Origin of the sequence: Aureispira sp. CCB-QB1 (assembly GCF_000724545.1) — a bacterium.
Classification (GTDB): Bacteria; Bacteroidota; Bacteroidia; order Chitinophagales; family Saprospiraceae; genus Aureispira.
This window is the reverse complement of record NZ_JHBV01000041.1, coordinates 104,897-121,992: the sequence shown is the minus strand read 5'-3', so window position 1 is coordinate 121,992 and position 17,096 is coordinate 104,897. Positions and strand designations below refer to the sequence as shown.

Annotated in this window: 14 protein-coding genes; 6 read left to right on the top strand and 8 right to left on the bottom strand. The window is 36.4% G+C overall.

Annotated elements, in window-relative coordinates; all coding sequences use genetic code 11:
- Positions 1-99: 99 nt before the first annotated feature.
- On the bottom strand, positions 100-723 hold the full coding sequence (locus CG11_RS21020) for a class I SAM-dependent methyltransferase (RefSeq protein WP_052598816.1): 624 nt from the start codon (positions 721-723) through the stop codon (positions 100-102).
- Between the two features lie 357 nt (positions 724-1,080).
- Positions 1,081-1,905 (bottom strand): enoyl-CoA hydratase/isomerase family protein, encoded by an 825-nt coding sequence (locus CG11_RS21015; RefSeq protein WP_052598815.1) that lies wholly within the window; start codon positions 1,903-1,905, stop codon positions 1,081-1,083.
- A 280-nt stretch (positions 1,906-2,185) separates the two neighbouring features.
- Between CG11_RS21015 and msrB the strand changes: the two genes are divergently transcribed.
- Positions 2,186-2,719, top strand: a complete 534-nt coding sequence (msrB, locus tag CG11_RS21010; RefSeq protein ID WP_231512825.1) for a peptide-methionine (R)-S-oxide reductase MsrB — start codon at positions 2,186-2,188, stop codon at positions 2,717-2,719.
- A gap of 126 nt (positions 2,720-2,845) precedes the next feature.
- Positions 2,846-4,015, top strand: a complete 1,170-nt coding sequence (locus tag CG11_RS21005) for a hypothetical protein (protein WP_052598814.1) — start codon at positions 2,846-2,848, stop codon at positions 4,013-4,015.
- An 18-nt stretch (positions 4,016-4,033) separates the two neighbouring features.
- On the opposite strand, the gene xrtN is transcribed toward CG11_RS21005, so the two are convergent.
- From xrtN to CG11_RS20980, 5 genes are all read right to left on the bottom strand, one after another.
- On the bottom strand, positions 4,034-5,332 hold the full coding sequence (xrtN, locus tag CG11_RS21000) for an exosortase N (RefSeq protein WP_052598813.1): 1,299 nt from the start codon (positions 5,330-5,332) through the stop codon (positions 4,034-4,036).
- A 23-nt stretch (positions 5,333-5,355) separates the two neighbouring features.
- Positions 5,356-7,857 carry an XrtN system VIT domain-containing protein gene (locus CG11_RS20995; protein WP_052598812.1) on the bottom strand — a complete coding sequence of 834 codons (2,502 nt, stop codon included), beginning with the start codon at positions 7,855-7,857 and terminating at the stop codon, positions 5,356-5,358.
- A gap of 69 nt (positions 7,858-7,926) precedes the next feature.
- Positions 7,927-8,379, bottom strand: coding sequence for a hypothetical protein (locus CG11_RS20990; protein WP_052598811.1), 453 nt, complete (start codon positions 8,377-8,379; stop codon positions 7,927-7,929).
- Between the two features lie 52 nt (positions 8,380-8,431).
- Positions 8,432-8,722: a transcriptional regulator gene (locus tag CG11_RS20985; protein WP_052598810.1), complete on the bottom strand. Its 291-nt coding sequence runs from the start codon at positions 8,720-8,722 to the stop codon at positions 8,432-8,434.
- Between the two features lie 169 nt (positions 8,723-8,891).
- Positions 8,892-9,527 carry a hypothetical protein gene (locus CG11_RS20980; RefSeq protein WP_052598809.1) on the bottom strand — a complete coding sequence of 212 codons (636 nt, stop codon included), beginning with the start codon at positions 9,525-9,527 and terminating at the stop codon, positions 8,892-8,894.
- A gap of 531 nt (positions 9,528-10,058) precedes the next feature.
- Here CG11_RS20980 and CG11_RS20975 point away from each other — a divergent pair.
- The 4 genes from CG11_RS20975 to CG11_RS20960 all read left to right on the top strand — a co-directional run bounded on the left by CG11_RS20975 (position 10,059) and on the right by CG11_RS20960 (position 15,324).
- Positions 10,059-10,565 (top strand): hypothetical protein, encoded by a 507-nt coding sequence (locus CG11_RS20975; protein WP_052598808.1) that lies wholly within the window; start codon positions 10,059-10,061, stop codon positions 10,563-10,565.
- Between the two features lie 214 nt (positions 10,566-10,779).
- Positions 10,780-11,862 (top strand): hypothetical protein, encoded by a 1,083-nt coding sequence (locus CG11_RS20970; protein WP_052598807.1) that lies wholly within the window; start codon positions 10,780-10,782, stop codon positions 11,860-11,862.
- A 219-nt stretch (positions 11,863-12,081) separates the two neighbouring features.
- Complete coding sequence (locus tag CG11_RS20965) at positions 12,082-14,433, top strand: TonB-dependent receptor (RefSeq protein ID WP_052598806.1); 2,352 nt, start codon at positions 12,082-12,084, stop codon at positions 14,431-14,433.
- 6 nt (positions 14,434-14,439) lie between these two features.
- Positions 14,440-15,324 (top strand): DUF4249 domain-containing protein, encoded by an 885-nt coding sequence (locus CG11_RS20960; RefSeq protein ID WP_052598805.1) that lies wholly within the window; start codon positions 14,440-14,442, stop codon positions 15,322-15,324.
- Positions 15,325-15,328: 4 nt separating this feature from the next.
- Here CG11_RS20960 and ggt read toward each other — a convergent pair whose 3' ends face one another.
- Positions 15,329-17,053 carry a gamma-glutamyltransferase gene (gene ggt, locus CG11_RS20955; RefSeq protein WP_072011010.1) on the bottom strand — a complete coding sequence of 575 codons (1,725 nt, stop codon included), beginning with the start codon at positions 17,051-17,053 and terminating at the stop codon, positions 15,329-15,331.
- Positions 17,054-17,096: the final 43 nt, after the last annotated feature.

Here is a 17,096-nt window from a genome sequence, read left to right as displayed (position 1 = left end):
TCACTAACTTTTCAGGTTTATACGGGGCTTTATTTTATGTTTATACTTTCGTTTTATTACTTAAATTGCTATTACTTATACACAATATTGCAGTAGTTTCTAATTTTTATTTCCAACAGCAACAAATAATTTTCCTCCTACTTTGCTTTCTTTTACTGGTAAATATTCGTATTCAAAATTGTTCGTTTTCTCTTTGAGCGTTTGCCATATTTTTCTATTCAAATCTGCTCGTGCAATTTTTTCTACAAGCCATGTATTAAAATTTCTTTTTTCTGCAAAAACATCTACGATTACAATTTTTCCATTTTCTTTTAACAGCAGAAGTAACTTATCTAAAACATTATCCCAATCAGGAATTACGGACAGTCCCAAAACACAAATGATTCTATCAAAGGATTGTTCTCTGTTAATCTGTTTCTTTATAAAATCGGGGGTTAGTTCTCTTGCATCTGCTTGAAATAAGGAGATGTTCATCCAATTATTTTTTTCAATCAAACTTTGCCCTTTTCTAAGCATTCCACTCGAAAAATCGGTTCCATAAATTTTTATCTCATTATTGGCCTCTTGAATGTGTTTGAAGTTGGCTCCCGTTCCACAGGCAACATCAAGAAGGGTTTGACCCGATTTCAAGTCTAACAACTCAACAGCCCTCTTTCTACTTTCAAAGTAGAGTTTTTCTAATGACGAGTCGTATATGTTGGAAAAAATGTCATACCATTTCATAATTTGTATTTTTCTCGATTTCAATTAATTCTCCATTCATTTACCCAATAGTTCGTTGAAACCACGCAGTAGCAGCGAAGCTAACTAAAAGCGCAGCGCTCACGAAGTAAACTTTATTAGTTTATTGCATGAGTGCTTCGCAGTTGATAATCAGCAAGTTGCGCCTTTGTTGCGTTTTGTGTTAAAATTTTGATTATCAAGCTAATATAAATGTGCTTTTTTATCTTTTTGGTAACTAAGCTTGCGATCTCACGAGCGTAGCGAGCTAAAAAAGTAAAAAAGCAACGAACTACTATTACCTTTACTAACCGTTTTATATTAATTTTTGAACAGAAGTAATAAATTTATCCAATTAATCTATTCACCAGACCAGTTAGGGAGACGCTTTTCTCGAAATGCACTTATACCTTCTTGAGCATCTTTAGTTTGGATCACTTCCATCAAGCGTTGGTGTAGAAATTGATGCTGTTTTTGAGGTGCTACTTCTTTTAATTCTTGAAGGGCTTTTAATCCAAGGCGAATGGCAGAAGGTGAGTTTTTGCAAATTTGAGTCACTAAAGCATCCACACTTTCTTCTAAATCGCCATCTTCAACTAGCATGGTTACCAATCCCGCTTCAAAAGCATATCGTGCAGACCAGCTGCCTCCTGTCATACACCAATCCAAGACCTTCCGCTCGGGCATGATTTTTAATAAACTTGCCATTACTTGAAAGGGCCAAATTCCTCGCTTAACCTCTGATAAAGTAAATGTGCTAGAGGTAGTAGCCACAACGTGCGTACAGCCTGCTAATAACAAGAAGCCGCCTGCATAGACAGGATGACCAACTTTAGCAATACAAGGTTTGTGCAAATTATCAAATAAATCTCCTAAGATAATTTCTTGCCCTGTATCAGGGATAGTGGAGCCAGAATCAACATCTTTGTGCCCCATAAAAGTTTTTAAATCAGCGCCTGCGCAAAAAACATTGCCTTCTGCACCGAGCGTTACGACCCAAATATTGTTATCATGTTGTGCGTATGAAATAGCATAAGCTAACTCTCTTGTAAGGACTTCGTTAAGTGCATTTTTCTGTTTGGGACGATTTAAGGTGATATTCAAGACATGGTTTTGTTCTATTACATTGAGATAGGCAAATGTTTGTTGATGAATACCTTTTGTTTGTGCTTTGGTGTAAATCATAAATGGTGAAGGATGGATGATTATTTGGTGAATACTGTTACAAGATAGTTAAAAAACTAAAAAATTAGTGGACTATTAATAACAATATAGCGTTTGTATTGTTTGAGGTATTAATATTGAATACTTTGTAAACTGCTTTAACACTATTTTGTGTGAAAATAATATTTCATAAATACCCCAATGTGCTGTTCGTTCGTTCCTTTGAGAGTCGGATTTAGTAATTTGGTATGTGTTTTTTGAAAATGCTATGCAGTTAATTATTAATTCTAAATATATGCTAATGAATCGATTATTGTTTGGTGCAAGTATCTTAATCGCTATTATAGCCTTGATATCTTGTCAATCTAAAACCAAAGCTGTTCCTACCAAAGTCGAACAAAATGCGACAAGAAGTATACTGACTGATAGTAGTGGGATTGGAAAAATAGAAAAAACGGAAGAAGAATGGAAAGCTATCTTAACTTCAGAAGAATATCGAATTTTAAGAGAAAAAGGGACAGAACGTGCCTTTTCTGGAAAATATTGGGATCATAAAGAGAAAGGAATGTACCACTGTGCAGCTTGCAACTTGCCTTTATTTGATTCGCATACCAAATTTAAATCAGGAACAGGCTGGCCTAGCTATTATCAACCTGTCGCCAGTGAAAATGTAACAGAATATAGAGACAATAGTTATGGAATGGTTCGGACAGAGGTTACCTGTGGTCGTTGTGATGGTCATTTAGGGCATGTCTTTGACGATGGTCCAGATCCAACAGGTTTGCGTTATTGTATTAATTCCGCTGCTCTGAATTTTGAGAAAACAGGAAAGTAGACAAAATTATAAAATCTTTTAATATCTTGTTGAGGCACCTAAAATAGGTAGCCTCTTTTTCGTTTTTTATACCTCGAATTTTTCGTATTTACTATGCAATTTTTATCAAAACTATTTTTACTACTTATGTTATTTCAATTTGTAACCGCTTGCAAAAGCTTGAAAAGAATGCTGCCCGAAGGACCTGCCTTGACATCACAAGAACGCCAAGAAGTTTTAAATCAAGAGGCACATTCGGTCAAGTATCAAGGTGCACCTTTGGTAGGGTTTCCTGTACTGCCAATACAAATTTGGGCAGCAACATATGAGTTGGATTTGATATTAGTTTCGAAGCATCCCGATTGGAATATGCATGAATATGCCAAGTTAGAGACCCCTGATGGGGATTTGTGGATTATGAAAGACGCAGAGGAAGGTTCTTTAGATCAATATATTGTAGCGGATTTGCCGAATATAGAAGCTTGGTTGCCAGAACTTCCTGTTGTGCGTAAGTCTTACCCTGTTAAAGTAAACGATAAGAGTACTGATAAGATGTTGGATTTATCATTTTCTTATGAAAATATAAAAGGAGAACAAGTAGAAGCTTGGTATCAAGGCAAACGACCTCAAACAGAATTGAAAAAGAAAAATGGCTCTACGATGGGGCATTCTAGAAATCAATTATTGGTTGCATTGCATTTGCCATATCGAGATTTTGGCAAAAAAGCGGGGATATCGTACAATGGTCAACCCTACAAAATGGATAAGTTGCTAGGATTGGTTCCTTTTCAAATGGCATTGACACAAACACAAGGAGGGGCGAGTTCTGGTGCTTTTGAAATGCGAGTGGAGGGAGAAGGGAGGTTGACGACAGTGCACCCTTCTACGGGCAAACCTGTTTTGCAATATTGGTCGATCCAAAAGGCAGCCAATAAAACAGTTGTCAAACAACAAAATGAATTCCGTTCATTGGTCTATGAATTTGAGGGCACAGAAACATTGGAGCTTAAATCTGCTTATGTGCAACAATGGAACAAAGAAAAAGCGGGAGCAACCATTACTTTTTCGCCTGCATTACCTGACCTGAGAAGACCCTTTGAAGGGGCTTACACCTCAAACTTTGTACTAGATATTGCGGGGCAAAATAACAATGCTACAGGAAGTGTTACGGTTCGTTGGAAAAATGGCAAGGCAGAATTAGAAGTGAATCCAACCCAACCTTGGTGGGTGATCGACCGCCCAATGTTGACCACGATTGGTTATGAAGAAGGAAAAGCTTTGATAGATATTAAAATGTTGCCAGATCCTACAAAGTAATTCAAATAAAAATTTAGATTATTGTGTCATCAATAAGCAGATATAATCATCTAACAACTCAGGACTTTCTACCGTTACATTCATCAATTGATAGTTGCCGTTGCCTTGTAGTGTATTCCAACGCCATTCAACTTGGCTAGCTGTTTGGTGCAGACCGTTGTCGTACCACCAAGCGGTATAAAGTATATCTTCTCCTTTTTTTAATTGGGCGGCTAGTACCGTTTTGTTTTTTATTGTTCTTAGTTGTTCTTTACTAAAACTATAGCCACTGCCTTTCCAACAGATATTGGGAGCATGGTCGGCACGATACGGAGCGCAAGAGGGTTTGATATAGATTAGTGCTACTTCGTTCCTTAGTTGTACCACACCATCTTTTGCAATACGTTTTTCAAAGCCTTTGAGTTGAATAGGAATTGTTGCTTTAGGAGGTGTTTTATCTTTTGTAAGTGCTTGATAACTGCCCAAGGTTAATAAAACAAGAGCAGTAGTTGATACCAAGAGGACTGATTTTACTGGAAGTTGCTTAGGACTTTGGATGATATAATTTTTTCCAAAATAGCAAATGCTAAAACGAATCAACCAAAAAGAAGGAAGGATGACATAAGCCAGCCAGCTAATCAAACCAATACCTTCGTGTAGGATGGTGTCAGGCATTGCTTGAAATAGGATGATGGTAATAATTCGAATAAGGTTAGCAAACAAAATTAGAAGTGTTCCTACACTCAAGAGCATTATTACAAAGGGTTTGGATAAGATGACTTGGTGTTTTTTTTCAAAATGGGCAATGAATACTAAAAAGACTAGATAGCTGTAACTGACCATTTTTAATCCCATGCAGGCTTCGTCTACAGAAAATTCTGCCCCATTTAAAACAATGATATTGCCTTGACAAGTTAAATTGGGTTGTACGAATTGCAGTAACCCACTCGCTATCCTAGACAATTCTAACCGAATAGGAAAACTAAAAACACCAAACAAAAAAATGGTTAAAGGAGATAAAATGAATATCCAATAAATAGATAGGGCATTCAATTTGCCATATTGCCACTCAATTATAAATAGGACAAAAAACAAAGCAGCACTCAGGTATAAAATATTAATTCCTAAAATTAAATGCCCCATTCCACACAAAATACTAGCCCACGCATAGCGAGTACTAGCCACTTCTTTTTGTTGAACATAAAGGATATAAGGACCCAATAAAAGCGTAAAATAAAAAAGGAAGTTTCCATGCAGGTAATCTTGCCAGACAGGAATACCAATAAGCAAGGTCAGTGCTAGGAAACTTCCAATTAATTTGTTTTTAGAGTTTAGCATTACAAAAGATATAAAAAGTAGGTTTAAGGGCGAATTCTTTTGACTTGAACGAATAGAATACCAAGCGTAATCAAGATGATAAAGCACCATTCATGTGGTTCAGGAACCGCACCAGAACTGTTGTTAGAAGCATTTTTAAGCCCCTTTTTGTTAGAAGCGTTGCCCAATCCTTCTTCGTTTGCTTCAATATCAAATCGCTCATAGTCTTCTTGAGTTTCTAAAACAATCATACTTGAAATAGGCGAAACAATATGTGCCGTACTAGCAATATTGACCAAATCTTGGTTTTCGTAGCCACTCAAAAAATAACCTTTGCCAATTTTTTTGAGAATTTGGTGGTAAGAAAATAAACGCATTAAATGATCTGGTGCTTTAGAAATAGTTGGATTGTCAGTGCTTTTTTGTTGTATCAGCATATTGGCTTGATGTAGAACAACTTGTTTTGAATTGGTAATTTGCAGAGGAAATTGATGTTGTTTTGCCAATTGTCTCAGTTCTTGAATCGAACCTTGCGCATAGTCAAATACATAAAACTCTTTTAGACTTTGCAAATAGGGAGATAAGGTAGAAGAGAGATTGTAAAAGGCAATAGGAGCTTCTTTTTGTTCTAAATAAGTCATCGTTGTATGCCCCAAATGGGTCTCTTTTAAATCGCTTAAATTGGGCGACTTTGAAGTAGATTTGCTCACCAATAGCGCTGTTTCAGGATGCTCAATCAATTCGATAGGAAACAAACTAAAATTGTTGTTTTGAGCATTTTTAAAAGCATCTAAACTATAGGCATCAACTTGTATTAACACACCATTATCAAACATAAAAATAGGCTTGCTGATAAAACTATTGCACACTTGTGTGAATTCTGATTCCGACCAACTTTTGTTGACATCTAAGTAGATGTGCTGAGGCTCAAAATGTCGTTGTTGGGTTTGATATTCCCGTACGTTAAAGTTTTGGTGATTGAAATAAAAAGGTTCTTTACTGAGTGGTATTTTATCGCAAGTGATAGAACCATTGAAGTGGGTTTGGTACGTTTTATTTCTTTGTATCGGAAAGTCCACTTGTTGCTCTTCTTCGGCAAATACGGCAGTAGGTCCCTCAAAAGTGATGGGAGCCAATACCAATTCAGAGTCGTCTACTACTAAAGGGCTAGTAATACCAATCTTAAAAATCCGATCTTCTTTGGAGGTACAAGGAAAAACAGTCACCGTCAACTGGTTGCCTTCTTGCCAATGCAACAGAGCAGGATCTCTTCTTTCAACACCAACAATATTGACATAAGCACTATCCGCTTTGCCTCTAGTGGTTAGCCGAGAGGGTTGTTCTATGCCATTGACCCATAACGAAAGAGAAGAGGCAACAGAGCCTTCGGGCAAAGTAAATGTATACAAGGCTTCTTCTTGACGCCAAGAACTGGAACTATTATTTTTGATGGTAAATGTTTGCTCTATGTAAGCTAAACGATAGGCTGGATAGAGCGAAATTTTTTTCTTTATTTGAGTAGTCGAAAGATGTTTTCCTGACCAGAGCTTGCGTTGCGTATCGTGTCTGTTTTTGCTATAAAATTTTAAAATTTGAATGCGATCGTTTCTAGAAAGATTAATTCTACCACTAAAATAACTGGCAATGGCAATCAGAGGATCATGCTCTTTGCGATCTTGAAACGAAGTGCCTGTATTTCGCCCGAAACTCCAACTGTCGCCATATAATGTGGTATATAGAATTTCTCCTTTAAGAATGCGTTGTGTAAAGAAACCATCCGATAGCTTTTGGCTGAGTGTCACCCAAGCAGGCAAGCCATAGGCGTTGGAATGTTCTTGTTTGGTATAAGTTGTCTCAATCAACTGATTGGTTTGGTGCCATTGCATGGTGAAAAGTACGGAAATTAAGATTGGCGCACCTAAGCCCAATGCATAAGCTGTTTTGTCAGCCTGATTTTTTTCTGTTCTTATAAATAATATGATGCTGTTGATGAGTACCAATAGAGGAACGACTAAGTGTAGCGTTACTCCAAAGAAAAAACAAAGTAGAATACCAAAAGGCATTAGGGGAAGCAAGTATAATGTAAAATAAGTAGCTAAAGCCGTTCCCATTCCTAAGGTGAAAAAGATAACTGTTCGTACTTGGCGGGGCATTTGGTCTCTGAAACAAAAGGCAAGCAGTCCGCCATACATTGCAATCATATAAAGATCGACCCAAAATGAAAATTTATCAAAAACATTAATTCCCAAGTTTAAAGTCAGGCAGCTAATCGTCGCTAGCGTTAAGAAACAGATGTATTGATAACGGTTGGTGTGTTGGAAGAATTTTCGATTTTGAACATAGTTTGAACTGGTCATGAAGGCGAAGTACAATAGAACACAGCTATAATTGAGAATAATGATGAAATTCACATGATAAGTATTATAGGGGCTTGCACTTACAAAAAGATAACTACTGAGACACAAGGCAATTAAGCCTAGTCCTAGAAAAAAGTGGGTATCTCTTTTTTCATAATAATGCTTGGTTGATTCGATGGTTGTTTCCATTGTTGTAGGGCTAGATGATGAATAAAAATGGTAAGCGTTTTCGTAATTAGAATTTGTTTAGAACACTGTTTATATAAGGGCAGGAATGGCCAAGCGTTTTGTCCACTGATAAGCCAATGTTAAAGGAATTAACTTGATGGACTGAAAGCTGGCATTCAATAAAACGGCACTAGAGTTGCTAGGTTCTATGAGTTGATAATTCGTAATAAAAATAACAAAAAAAGAGCTGGCAAGCGTGAATTTTAATGCCCATATATTTCTGAATGGGGCTTGGATAACCCCAAATAAAAGCACAATAAGCATTAAATGCAACGTGACCAAATGAAAGGCAAAGCTATCAATAAAACCAATGCCAATGATTAGGGAACTCAACCAAGTACTTAGATTGCTTGACGTAGTGAAGGTTTCGGAGATAGGAATGTCAAATAGGGTGGAATTGTCTAAGATGGTTAGCAAAATAAAAATTAAAAGAGCGCCTCTGATTTTAGCTGAAAGCTGGTTGTGCCATTTGATAATACTCATGGTTTGTTGTTTTTAAAAGTACTTTGAATTTCAAAGTTGTTGAGCAAAAAAATTATTTTTCTTTATTGATTAAAGCTTCAAGAGCAGCCAAGTGTTTGTTAAATAGGGTTTTACCTTCTTTGGTGGCATTGTAAGTAGTTCGTGGTTTTTTACCAACAAATTCTTTATTCACTACTAATAATTCTTTTTTTTCTAATGCAGAAAGGTGAGAAGCCAAATTCCCATCCGTTACTTTGAGTAAATCCTTCAAAGCTTTGAATTCTACCCACTCGTTGACCATTAGAATAGACATAATGCCTAATCTTACACGACTTTCAAATACTTTATTTAGATTTTCTATCATTGGATGCTTTTTGTGTTCAAGGTGATTTATATTTATTAGAACATAAATATAGATCTACGTTTAAGTCTCAAAGGTAGTAAAGTTCTATTAAATTTTGAAAAGCTATCTATTTGGGCAAGGCTAATTTTAGTACTAAAGCAATAGGAAGTACAAGTACAAGTGATATCTTTTATCGATACTTGTAGTGCATATAAATTCCATATATAATATGCAGCACACCGAAGCCAATTGTCCAAAATAAAATACCATTGCCAATAGCCATAAATTTAGCGTTTAGTAAGCCCAAGATGATTTGGCAAAATCCTAGATGCCGAATATCATTCAATGTATACTTACTGGCACTAACCAAAGCCAAGCCATAAAAAATCAGTGTTGCCGGGGCAACCATTCCCAACATACCGTGTTCCAATAACAATAAACAAAACAAACCTCCAGTTACCAATGGAATTAGCAAGTTAATGATGAGCTGTTGGCTACTTTTGTCCCAAATACTTTGTCCTTGTTCTTTGGCTTTTCTCAAAGTGAAAAAAGCACCAACGCTAAGAGCAACTATTAAAATTCCAGTAGCAATAAAAATTAGCTCCCAGAGCAATGCATTAGAATATTGATCATAACGAACATGGTTTATAAGAGAATTGGTGTGTTCTTCAATACGCCAATAAGCTATGGCACTCCCAATTAATGCTGTTACACCAGCTCCAACTCCTGATAATCCACTTAGTGAAATAAATCGACTTGAGCGTTCCATTAGGGAACGAATTTCTGATAATTGCTGAAGTTGTTCTTCTCTGCTAAAGTTATCCATGGTTGATAGATTGGTTGTTGGATTATATCTTGCAATAGTTCGTTGAAACCACGCAGTAACAGCGCAGCTAACTAAGCTTGCGACCTCATGAGCGTAGCGAACTAACTAAAAGCAAAGCGCTCACGAAGTAATCAACGAACTACTAATCTTATGTATGTAAATTTTAACGGATTACCAATGCTCTAATGAGTCAAGTTTTAATGACTTTAAAAGTGCTTTGAAATTCAAAGTAAGTCTATTTTTTTTACAATTGCAATCTTTTAACAATTTTTTAGATAAAATGGAGACTCTTTTTGAGATAATACTTGGGCAATATTGGGAGAAATGCTGTGTGTACTTTTGCCTTTTTTATAAAAAAGCAATTATTAAGTAGGAAGTTTGAATTAGTTTGAGTTATCTTTTGTTCTTAGTTGATGTAGCAATACAGTTAGCGATTGATATGAAAAAAAATCATTAAATAAATTAGAGGGAAAGGTAGTTTTAAACAACTTCTAAGAAACCTATTTTTGCCCTCTTACCAAAAATAGAATTATGAAAGATTTTAGAAAAAATTTAAAAGATGGTTTAACAAAGACGACCAATTTTGTGAAAAAATCATCTGAAGATGTTGTTGAAAAAATAAAAGAAGGAGTTGAAAAAATTGGTCAGGTAGGTCCTGCGGCTAAGGAAAAAATTGTAGATGTGGTTAATGATGTGGTTGCGGTACTGCCTTTGTTGGAACAAGCGGGCTATCGTACGAATGAGTTTAAAATAGGAATTGCTCTAGCTCCCGTTATTGAAGTGAGTTTTTCGAAAATGGCAGAAGTTCCAGAAGAGAAGTTGGAAGCTTTGAAGAAAGAATACGAAAACAAAAAAATGTTTAATATGATTTTGAGCATGCTTAATACAGCTAATTCTTTATCTCGAAAATTAGAAGCAGACGATTTTAGTTTTCACGAAACGGTGGTGGAAATTACTGTACCACCTAAAGTCAGCTTGCGTTACATCCATAGAAAGTTAGAGCCATTACAAATTAATCTGTTGGATGACGAAGTTTAACTTACGGAACAAGATCAGGAAAAAAGGTATTCCTCTTTTTAAGTGTTACTTGATTTAAGTATATGTTTTTCAATGATTATTTAATGAATGAAAATCAAATTACTTTCTTTTTTATAAAAAAGAGTCTATCTTTGAAAGCTTATCAAAAGGTTGTTTGATAATAACTCTAATCGAGTAACCTTATTTTAAAAACCAAAACAAATTCATACACAAGATGTTTAAACTCAATCTAATTTTAACCCTATTTTTGGTCGCGATTATTTTTAGTAATTGTACCGAAAAAACAGATGACACGGTAGTCGAAACAACTGTAGAAGAAGACAAAGAAAATATTGAAAACTTGTTTAATGATGTGATTTCAGAGGCACAAGCTTTAAAAGCAGGCTGTGCGGTTCAGGCTTTTGATAACTTTTTAAACCTAGATCAAGGAAGTGCCTTGAATTCAAACTGGGCGGAGTTGTTGTACAATACTTTAAAGACGCACTTAAATATTACTGCTTACCAAACCGATCGATTTAATTTTAACAATCATGTAGGGACGCATACTTGGAATATTGGCAATCAATCGTGGTCTAGAACTGCCACTCCAACGGATAAGATTGTTATAGAGTTTCCAGAACAAATGAACTCAACCAATAATACAGTAGTTGCTACAGCCGATTATTACAACGACCAAATGGTGACGTTTGATAGTTATCAATATTGGTTGCCAACGTCTTTTGCTGCCTCTGCAACTGTTGCTAATGAAGAATGTTATGCCGCTAAGTTGATTTCTGCGTCTTATGATAATACTTCTTTTCAAATTCCTGTAAGTTTTGAAATGGAGCTTAAATTGTCTCCTTATGTCTTCGAAATTAGTGCAACAAGAACAGCACCTGCTGAATTGAATGTTGTTTTAAAAGCAAAAAATAATGGCGTAGAAAAGTTCTCACTAGTAACCGATTTAGTGTTCAAAAATGCAGATTATAGAACCCTAAACTATATTGAGGACTGTGAAAGTGCTTCTGGTGAGTTTGTTTATGGTGACTTTAAATTGCCTTTTACGGCAGATTTTGAGACTACACGCTCTTTATTTAATCCTACCAATACACAAATCAATGCTTTGTTTGATGCAGATGTTTTCTACAAAGGCACTAAGATTGCGAATTTAGATTATGCTAAAGATCCTCAAGGATACGCAGACATTATTATCGAATACAAAGACGAAACAAGAGAAGATTTGGAAACCTACTATGATGACTTTGTAGATCGTTTAGAATTAGTACTCGTAGAATTTACAGGTCCTTGGCCTAGATAGGCAAGTATCAATCAAAGACCACGATATACGCTAACACATTGTAGCGGAATATATTCAAAAGCATTAATGCCTTGTATCAGTTTGAGGGTATTAGTGCTTTTGATTTAATATTAATACTCTTTTGCTATTACTCCGCTAAAAACATATAGTAGCACACAGAAACAGGGACTAAACAGTCTATTAAATTTATTCTTTAAAACCCAAAACAATTAAGCAATTGTGAAATTTATCCCTATAGTATTTTCTTTCTTTTTGATATTAATTGCGAATGCAGCATTAGGGCAAGCAAAAAACTATACGATTAGTGGTGTGGTTACCTCTTCTGAAAGTGGTGAAGTATTAATTGGTGCGAATATTTATGTAGTTAGTAAGACTTGGGGGACTATTACAAATGAGTATGGCTTTTATTCTTTGACCATTCCAAAACAACGAGATACCTTTTTTTTGGTCGTTTCTTATATTGGTTACCAAACCATAAAGGAGCCTATCTTTTTGAATGATAATACTACAAAAAATATAGAACTAACGGAGGCAGTCGCTCTAGGTGAAGTCGTAGTGGCAGAAGGATCTAATGTAGAGCGATTAAATGCTACGCAAATGGGCAAGGAGGAGATAAATGTGAAAGAGGGAAAAAAAATCACTGCCTTGTTTGGAGAAGTTGATGTTATTAAATTGTTGCAACTAAAACCTGGTGTACAATCAGGAGTTGAAGGCGCAGCTGGAATATATGTTAGAGGAGGAGGGGCAGATCAAAATCATTTTTTATTAGATGAGGCTTCGATTTATAACCCAAGCCATTTGCTAGGTTTGTTTAGTACATTTAATGCTGACATTACTAAGAATTTGACCTTATACAAAGCAGGATTCCCTGCACAATTTGGAGGAAAACTATCCTCAGTTATAAATGTAAAAACTAGAGAAGGCAATCGCAAGAAATGGCAAATTTCAGGAGGGTTAGGTGTAACATCGGCTCGATTGGCAGTAGAAGGTCCTTTAAAGAAAAATAAGGGGGCTTTTGTTGTGGCTGGACGGAGTTCTTATGTAAGCTTACTGACTTCTGCTTTAAACGAAGCAAATAGAGAAAATCCCGATTGGTTTGATATTCCTAATTATTCCTTTTACGATGTCAATGCAAAATGGAACTATGATATCACGACTCAAGATCGCATTTTCTTTAGCGCTTATATGGGGCGAGACGCTTTTTCTTTCAAAAGAGATCAAATTGATTTTAACTTAGGATGGGGAAATATTGCTAGTACACTGCGTTGGAATAGAATTGTTTCTTCCAAACTATTTGTAAACACCTCTTTCACTTTTTCAGATTATGTTTATGCTATAAACAGTAGGTTGGCAGAGGTTAATGTACGAATAGGTTCGGGAATTCGAGATTTTAATCTTAAAACGGATATGACATGGCTGCCGAGCAACCAACACGAAGTTCGATTAGGAGCCAATGCGATTTATCATAGATTTTCAGTAGGTCAATTTGATGCTAAAAATCAAGCGGGGTTAAATCTAAGAGCAGGGGCACTATTTCATGCAGGGGAATTTGCAGTATATGGGTCTGATGATTGGAAGATTAACAATCGTATAAGTGCCTTAATTGGTTTGCGTGTAAGTGGTTTTTATAATAACAAGGCATTCTACCCAAACATAGAACCTCGACTCGCTATTAACTATAAAATTCACCAACGAGTTGCCTTAAAAGCATCGTATGCTCGAATGAGCCAGTACTTGCATTTAGTATCTACTTCAGGAGCGACATTACCTACAAGCACTTGGTATCCTTCTAGTGCAAAGGTGAAACCACAGATTTCAGATTTGGTAGCAGCTAGTGTTTCAGTCGCATTGGGAAAGGATTTCTTTATTAACATAGAAGGGTATTACAAGTGGTTACATCATCAAATTGATTTTAGAGATGGGGCAAAGTTGTTTGTGAATAATAATTTAGAAAATGAATTTTTATTTGGAAGGGGATATAGCTATGGTGGAGAAATTTATTTGGAGAAGAAAAATGGAAACTTAAGAGGTTGGATTGGGTATACATTGTCTTGGACTTGGAGGGTGTTTGATCAAATTAATGGGGGGCAGCCTTACCATCCTCAACAAGATCGGAGACACGATTTGTCAGCTGTAATAACTTGGGATATTCCATGGACAAAACCTAAATTTCCATTAACATTAAGTGCATCTTGGGTTTATGGTACAGGTACTCCTGTTTCACTTCCTACCAAACGTTATATTCAAATGGATATAACGGCGACCAATTTATTCCAATTTATACCGATTTATGAAAAACGAGGTGGGTTCCAAATGCCAGCATATCACCGCTTGGATTTGGGGTTGGTATTAGAACTATTTCCCTTAAAAAGAAAGCGTTTTCAAAGTGATTTGACTTTGAGTATTTACAATGCATACGATCGAAGAAATGCTTTTTTTATGTATATAGATGCTGTTTATGAGGACGGTGGTTCAGGGGCAAACAATACACAGATTCCAGAAAAGTTTCAAGCTAAAATGGTTTCGTTATTTCCAATTATTCCAAGCATTACTTGGAATTTTAAATGGTAATTTAAGATGAAAAGAATAAGTTATATCTGTTGGGTGTTAATCGTTTTCTCTGCCTGCCAAAAATTGGAGAATACCATTGATATAGAGTTGGAAACATCTGATAACAGTCTAGTTGTGGAATGTTATTTAGAAGCAGGAAAACCTTATCAACTGATGTTAACAGAGACAAAAAGCTATTTTGATATTACCAATATTTGCCCTTTTGTACGACATGCACTGGTTGTTATTACGCAAAATGGGATTAAAGATACGTTGGTAGAGGCACCTTATAGTGGCAGTGGATGTAGCAGTATCATGCCCTATTGGAATACTGATTCTACTCGGTTTTTTAACTATGGTTCCAACACACGGTGTCCCTTTAGTGCTAATACAGAGTTTGTCCTAGAAGTTTGGGATACTTTGAATGATCGGTATGTTAAAGCCTCTGCAACAGCCTTACCTGCTGTGCCAATCAAAACTTTTAAAGCAGAGTTCAACAAAGATTCGGTTGCTTATTGTCTTTTGACTTGTGAGGACGATTTAAATACCTTCAATTATTATAGAATGACTTTACACAAGTTTTCTTTATCCAAAAAAGATCCCAATGCGTTGTTTAATCATGTTGCAACCAATCCCTATTTTGATCAAGTTTTGTATGATCAGGCGTTATTTGCTAATGGAGAGATTGGTCATGCTAGTAATTATGATTTTTATAGAACAGATACAGCTATAGGAACTATATACCACATATCTAAAGCTTATTATGATTATTTAGAAACAACAAGAGCAGCACAATCTGCAAACTTAAATCCTTTTGTAGAGCCATCTAAAATTGCTACTAATATACAGAATGGTTATGGAATTTTTACGTACTTGGCATATGATAGAGATACACTTTACATACCTTGGTAATGTTTTAAAAGCCTTGAGCATCATCATCTCCACGGATGTCTGCGACACCTTCTAGCTGCCCATTGGGCAATCGCAAAATAGCTTCCACTTGTCCGATGGGAGCCCTGCTTTGAGGCGTATGCCCCAACGCTTTTAATTCGTCCAACAATTGTTCTGAAAAGGCTCCTTCTTCATGGTAAAGTAAGTCAGGATACCACTGGAAATGAAAACGAGGCTGATGGACAGCGTCTTTCAAGGGCATTTGATAATCAATAACATTTGTGACAACTTGAAAGACAGTTGTAATAATTTTAGATCCCCCAGGACTGCCAACAGCCATGAAAAATTGCCCGTCTTTTTCTACAATCGTTGGGGTCATAGAGCTAAGCATTCGTTTGTGGGGGGCAATGGCATTCGCTTCATTTCCCAACAAACCAAACTGATTGGGTACACCTGGCTTGGCACTAAAGTCATCCATCTCATTGTTCATAAAAAAGCCTGCTCCTTCTACAATAACCTTGCTTCCAAAGTTAGAATTAATAGTTGTGGTAACAGAAATAGCATTGCCTTCGGCATCAACGACACAATAATGCGTTGTTTGCTCACTTTCGTTGGGGTAAGGGTTCCCATGTCTTATGCTATCGCTAGGAGTTGCCATAGTATCCACATAATCTTGCATGCGTTTATCGGCATAAGCCTGACTACTTAATACATCCACAGGAACAGGATAAAAATCTATGTCTCCAAGATGTTCGGTACGGTCTGCATAAGCTCGACGAGCGGCTTCTGTGAATAAGTGAATACTTTTAGCAGATTGAAATCCCCATTCAGACATCGGGAAGGGTTCTACCATGTTAAACAATTCTGCCAAGCAGACACCACCACTAGAAGGAGGAGGCATCGAAATGATATTATATCCTTGGTATTCAAACTGGATGGGTGTTCTCCATACTGCATTATAGTTTTTTAGATCTTCATGAGTAATAATCCCTTTATTTTTGCCCATTTCTTGAACCAATAAATCAGCTGTTTCCCCTTCATAGAAACCTGCTCGACCTTTTGTTTGGATGCGTTTTAGAACATTGGCTAAGTCTTTTTGAAGCAGCGTTTCTCCCTTTTTCCAATTGGCATCTTTAACAAAGGCATTCTGATGCAAATTAAACTTCTTAAACAATGCCATATGTTCGTTGAATGCATCCGCTTCTCTTTGACTGACAGGAATGCCATTGTCGGCTAAATCAATGGCAGGTTGTAGCAATGTGCTCCAAGGCAATTTGCCATATTTTTGATGAGCAGCGTACATCCCCTCAACAGAGCCAGGAACACCAGATGCTAAAGGTCCTGTTAAACTCAAGGAATCAATAATTTGACCAGTATTATCTAAGTACATATCTCTATGGGCAGAACTAGGCGCTTTTTCTCTAAAGTCTAATGTATTTGTATTGCCATTCTTATCTCTATAAATCATAAAACCACCACCACCAATATTACCTGCACGTGGATAGGTTACGGCCAAAGCAAAGTGAACAGCCACCATGGCATCAATCGCATTTCCTCCTTTTTTTAGTATTTCAATTCCTGCTGCTGTCGCCAAGGGATGAGCAGATACGACCATTGAAGAATCTTCGATTACTTGTTTGGTAATGTCGAAAACAGGTTGATTGCTTTGTGGTTTTGACTCTTGGCAAGCACTGAAAATAGCGCCAACAAAAAGCAAAATAACATAGTGAAAACAAGAAGTGGATGGCATGTTCTTATTAGTTAATAAACATTTTCTAATATTTGATAATGCT

Bases quoted from the DNA above. Each gene is read 5' to 3' on its own strand.
- CG11_RS21015 (WP_052598815.1), bottom strand. From the start codon at position 1,905: ATGATTTACACCAAAGCACAAACAAAAGGTATTCATCAACAAACATTT.
- CG11_RS21020 (WP_052598816.1), bottom strand. From the start codon at position 723: ATGAAATGGTATGACATTTTTTCCAACATATACGACTCGTCATTAGAA.
- CG11_RS21005 (WP_052598814.1), top strand. From the start codon at position 2,846: ATGTTATTTCAATTTGTAACCGCTTGCAAAAGCTTGAAAAGAATGCTG.
- CG11_RS20970 (WP_052598807.1), top strand. From the start codon at position 10,780: ATGTTTAAACTCAATCTAATTTTAACCCTATTTTTGGTCGCGATTATT.
- ggt (WP_072011010.1), bottom strand. From the start codon at position 17,053: ATGCCATCCACTTCTTGTTTTCACTATGTTATTTTGCTTTTTGTTGGC.
- CG11_RS20995 (WP_052598812.1), bottom strand. From the start codon at position 7,857: ATGGAAACAACCATCGAATCAACCAAGCATTATTATGAAAAAAGAGAT.
- msrB (WP_231512825.1), top strand. From the start codon at position 2,186: ATGAATCGATTATTGTTTGGTGCAAGTATCTTAATCGCTATTATAGCC.
- CG11_RS20980 (WP_052598809.1), bottom strand. From the start codon at position 9,527: ATGGATAACTTTAGCAGAGAAGAACAACTTCAGCAATTATCAGAAATT.
- CG11_RS20975 (WP_052598808.1), top strand. From the start codon at position 10,059: ATGAAAGATTTTAGAAAAAATTTAAAAGATGGTTTAACAAAGACGACC.
- xrtN (WP_052598813.1), bottom strand. From the start codon at position 5,332: ATGCTAAACTCTAAAAACAAATTAATTGGAAGTTTCCTAGCACTGACC.
- CG11_RS20960 (WP_052598805.1), top strand. From the start codon at position 14,440: ATGAAAAGAATAAGTTATATCTGTTGGGTGTTAATCGTTTTCTCTGCC.
- CG11_RS20990 (WP_052598811.1), bottom strand. From the start codon at position 8,379: ATGAGTATTATCAAATGGCACAACCAGCTTTCAGCTAAAATCAGAGGC.
- CG11_RS20985 (WP_052598810.1), bottom strand. From the start codon at position 8,722: ATGATAGAAAATCTAAATAAAGTATTTGAAAGTCGTGTAAGATTAGGC.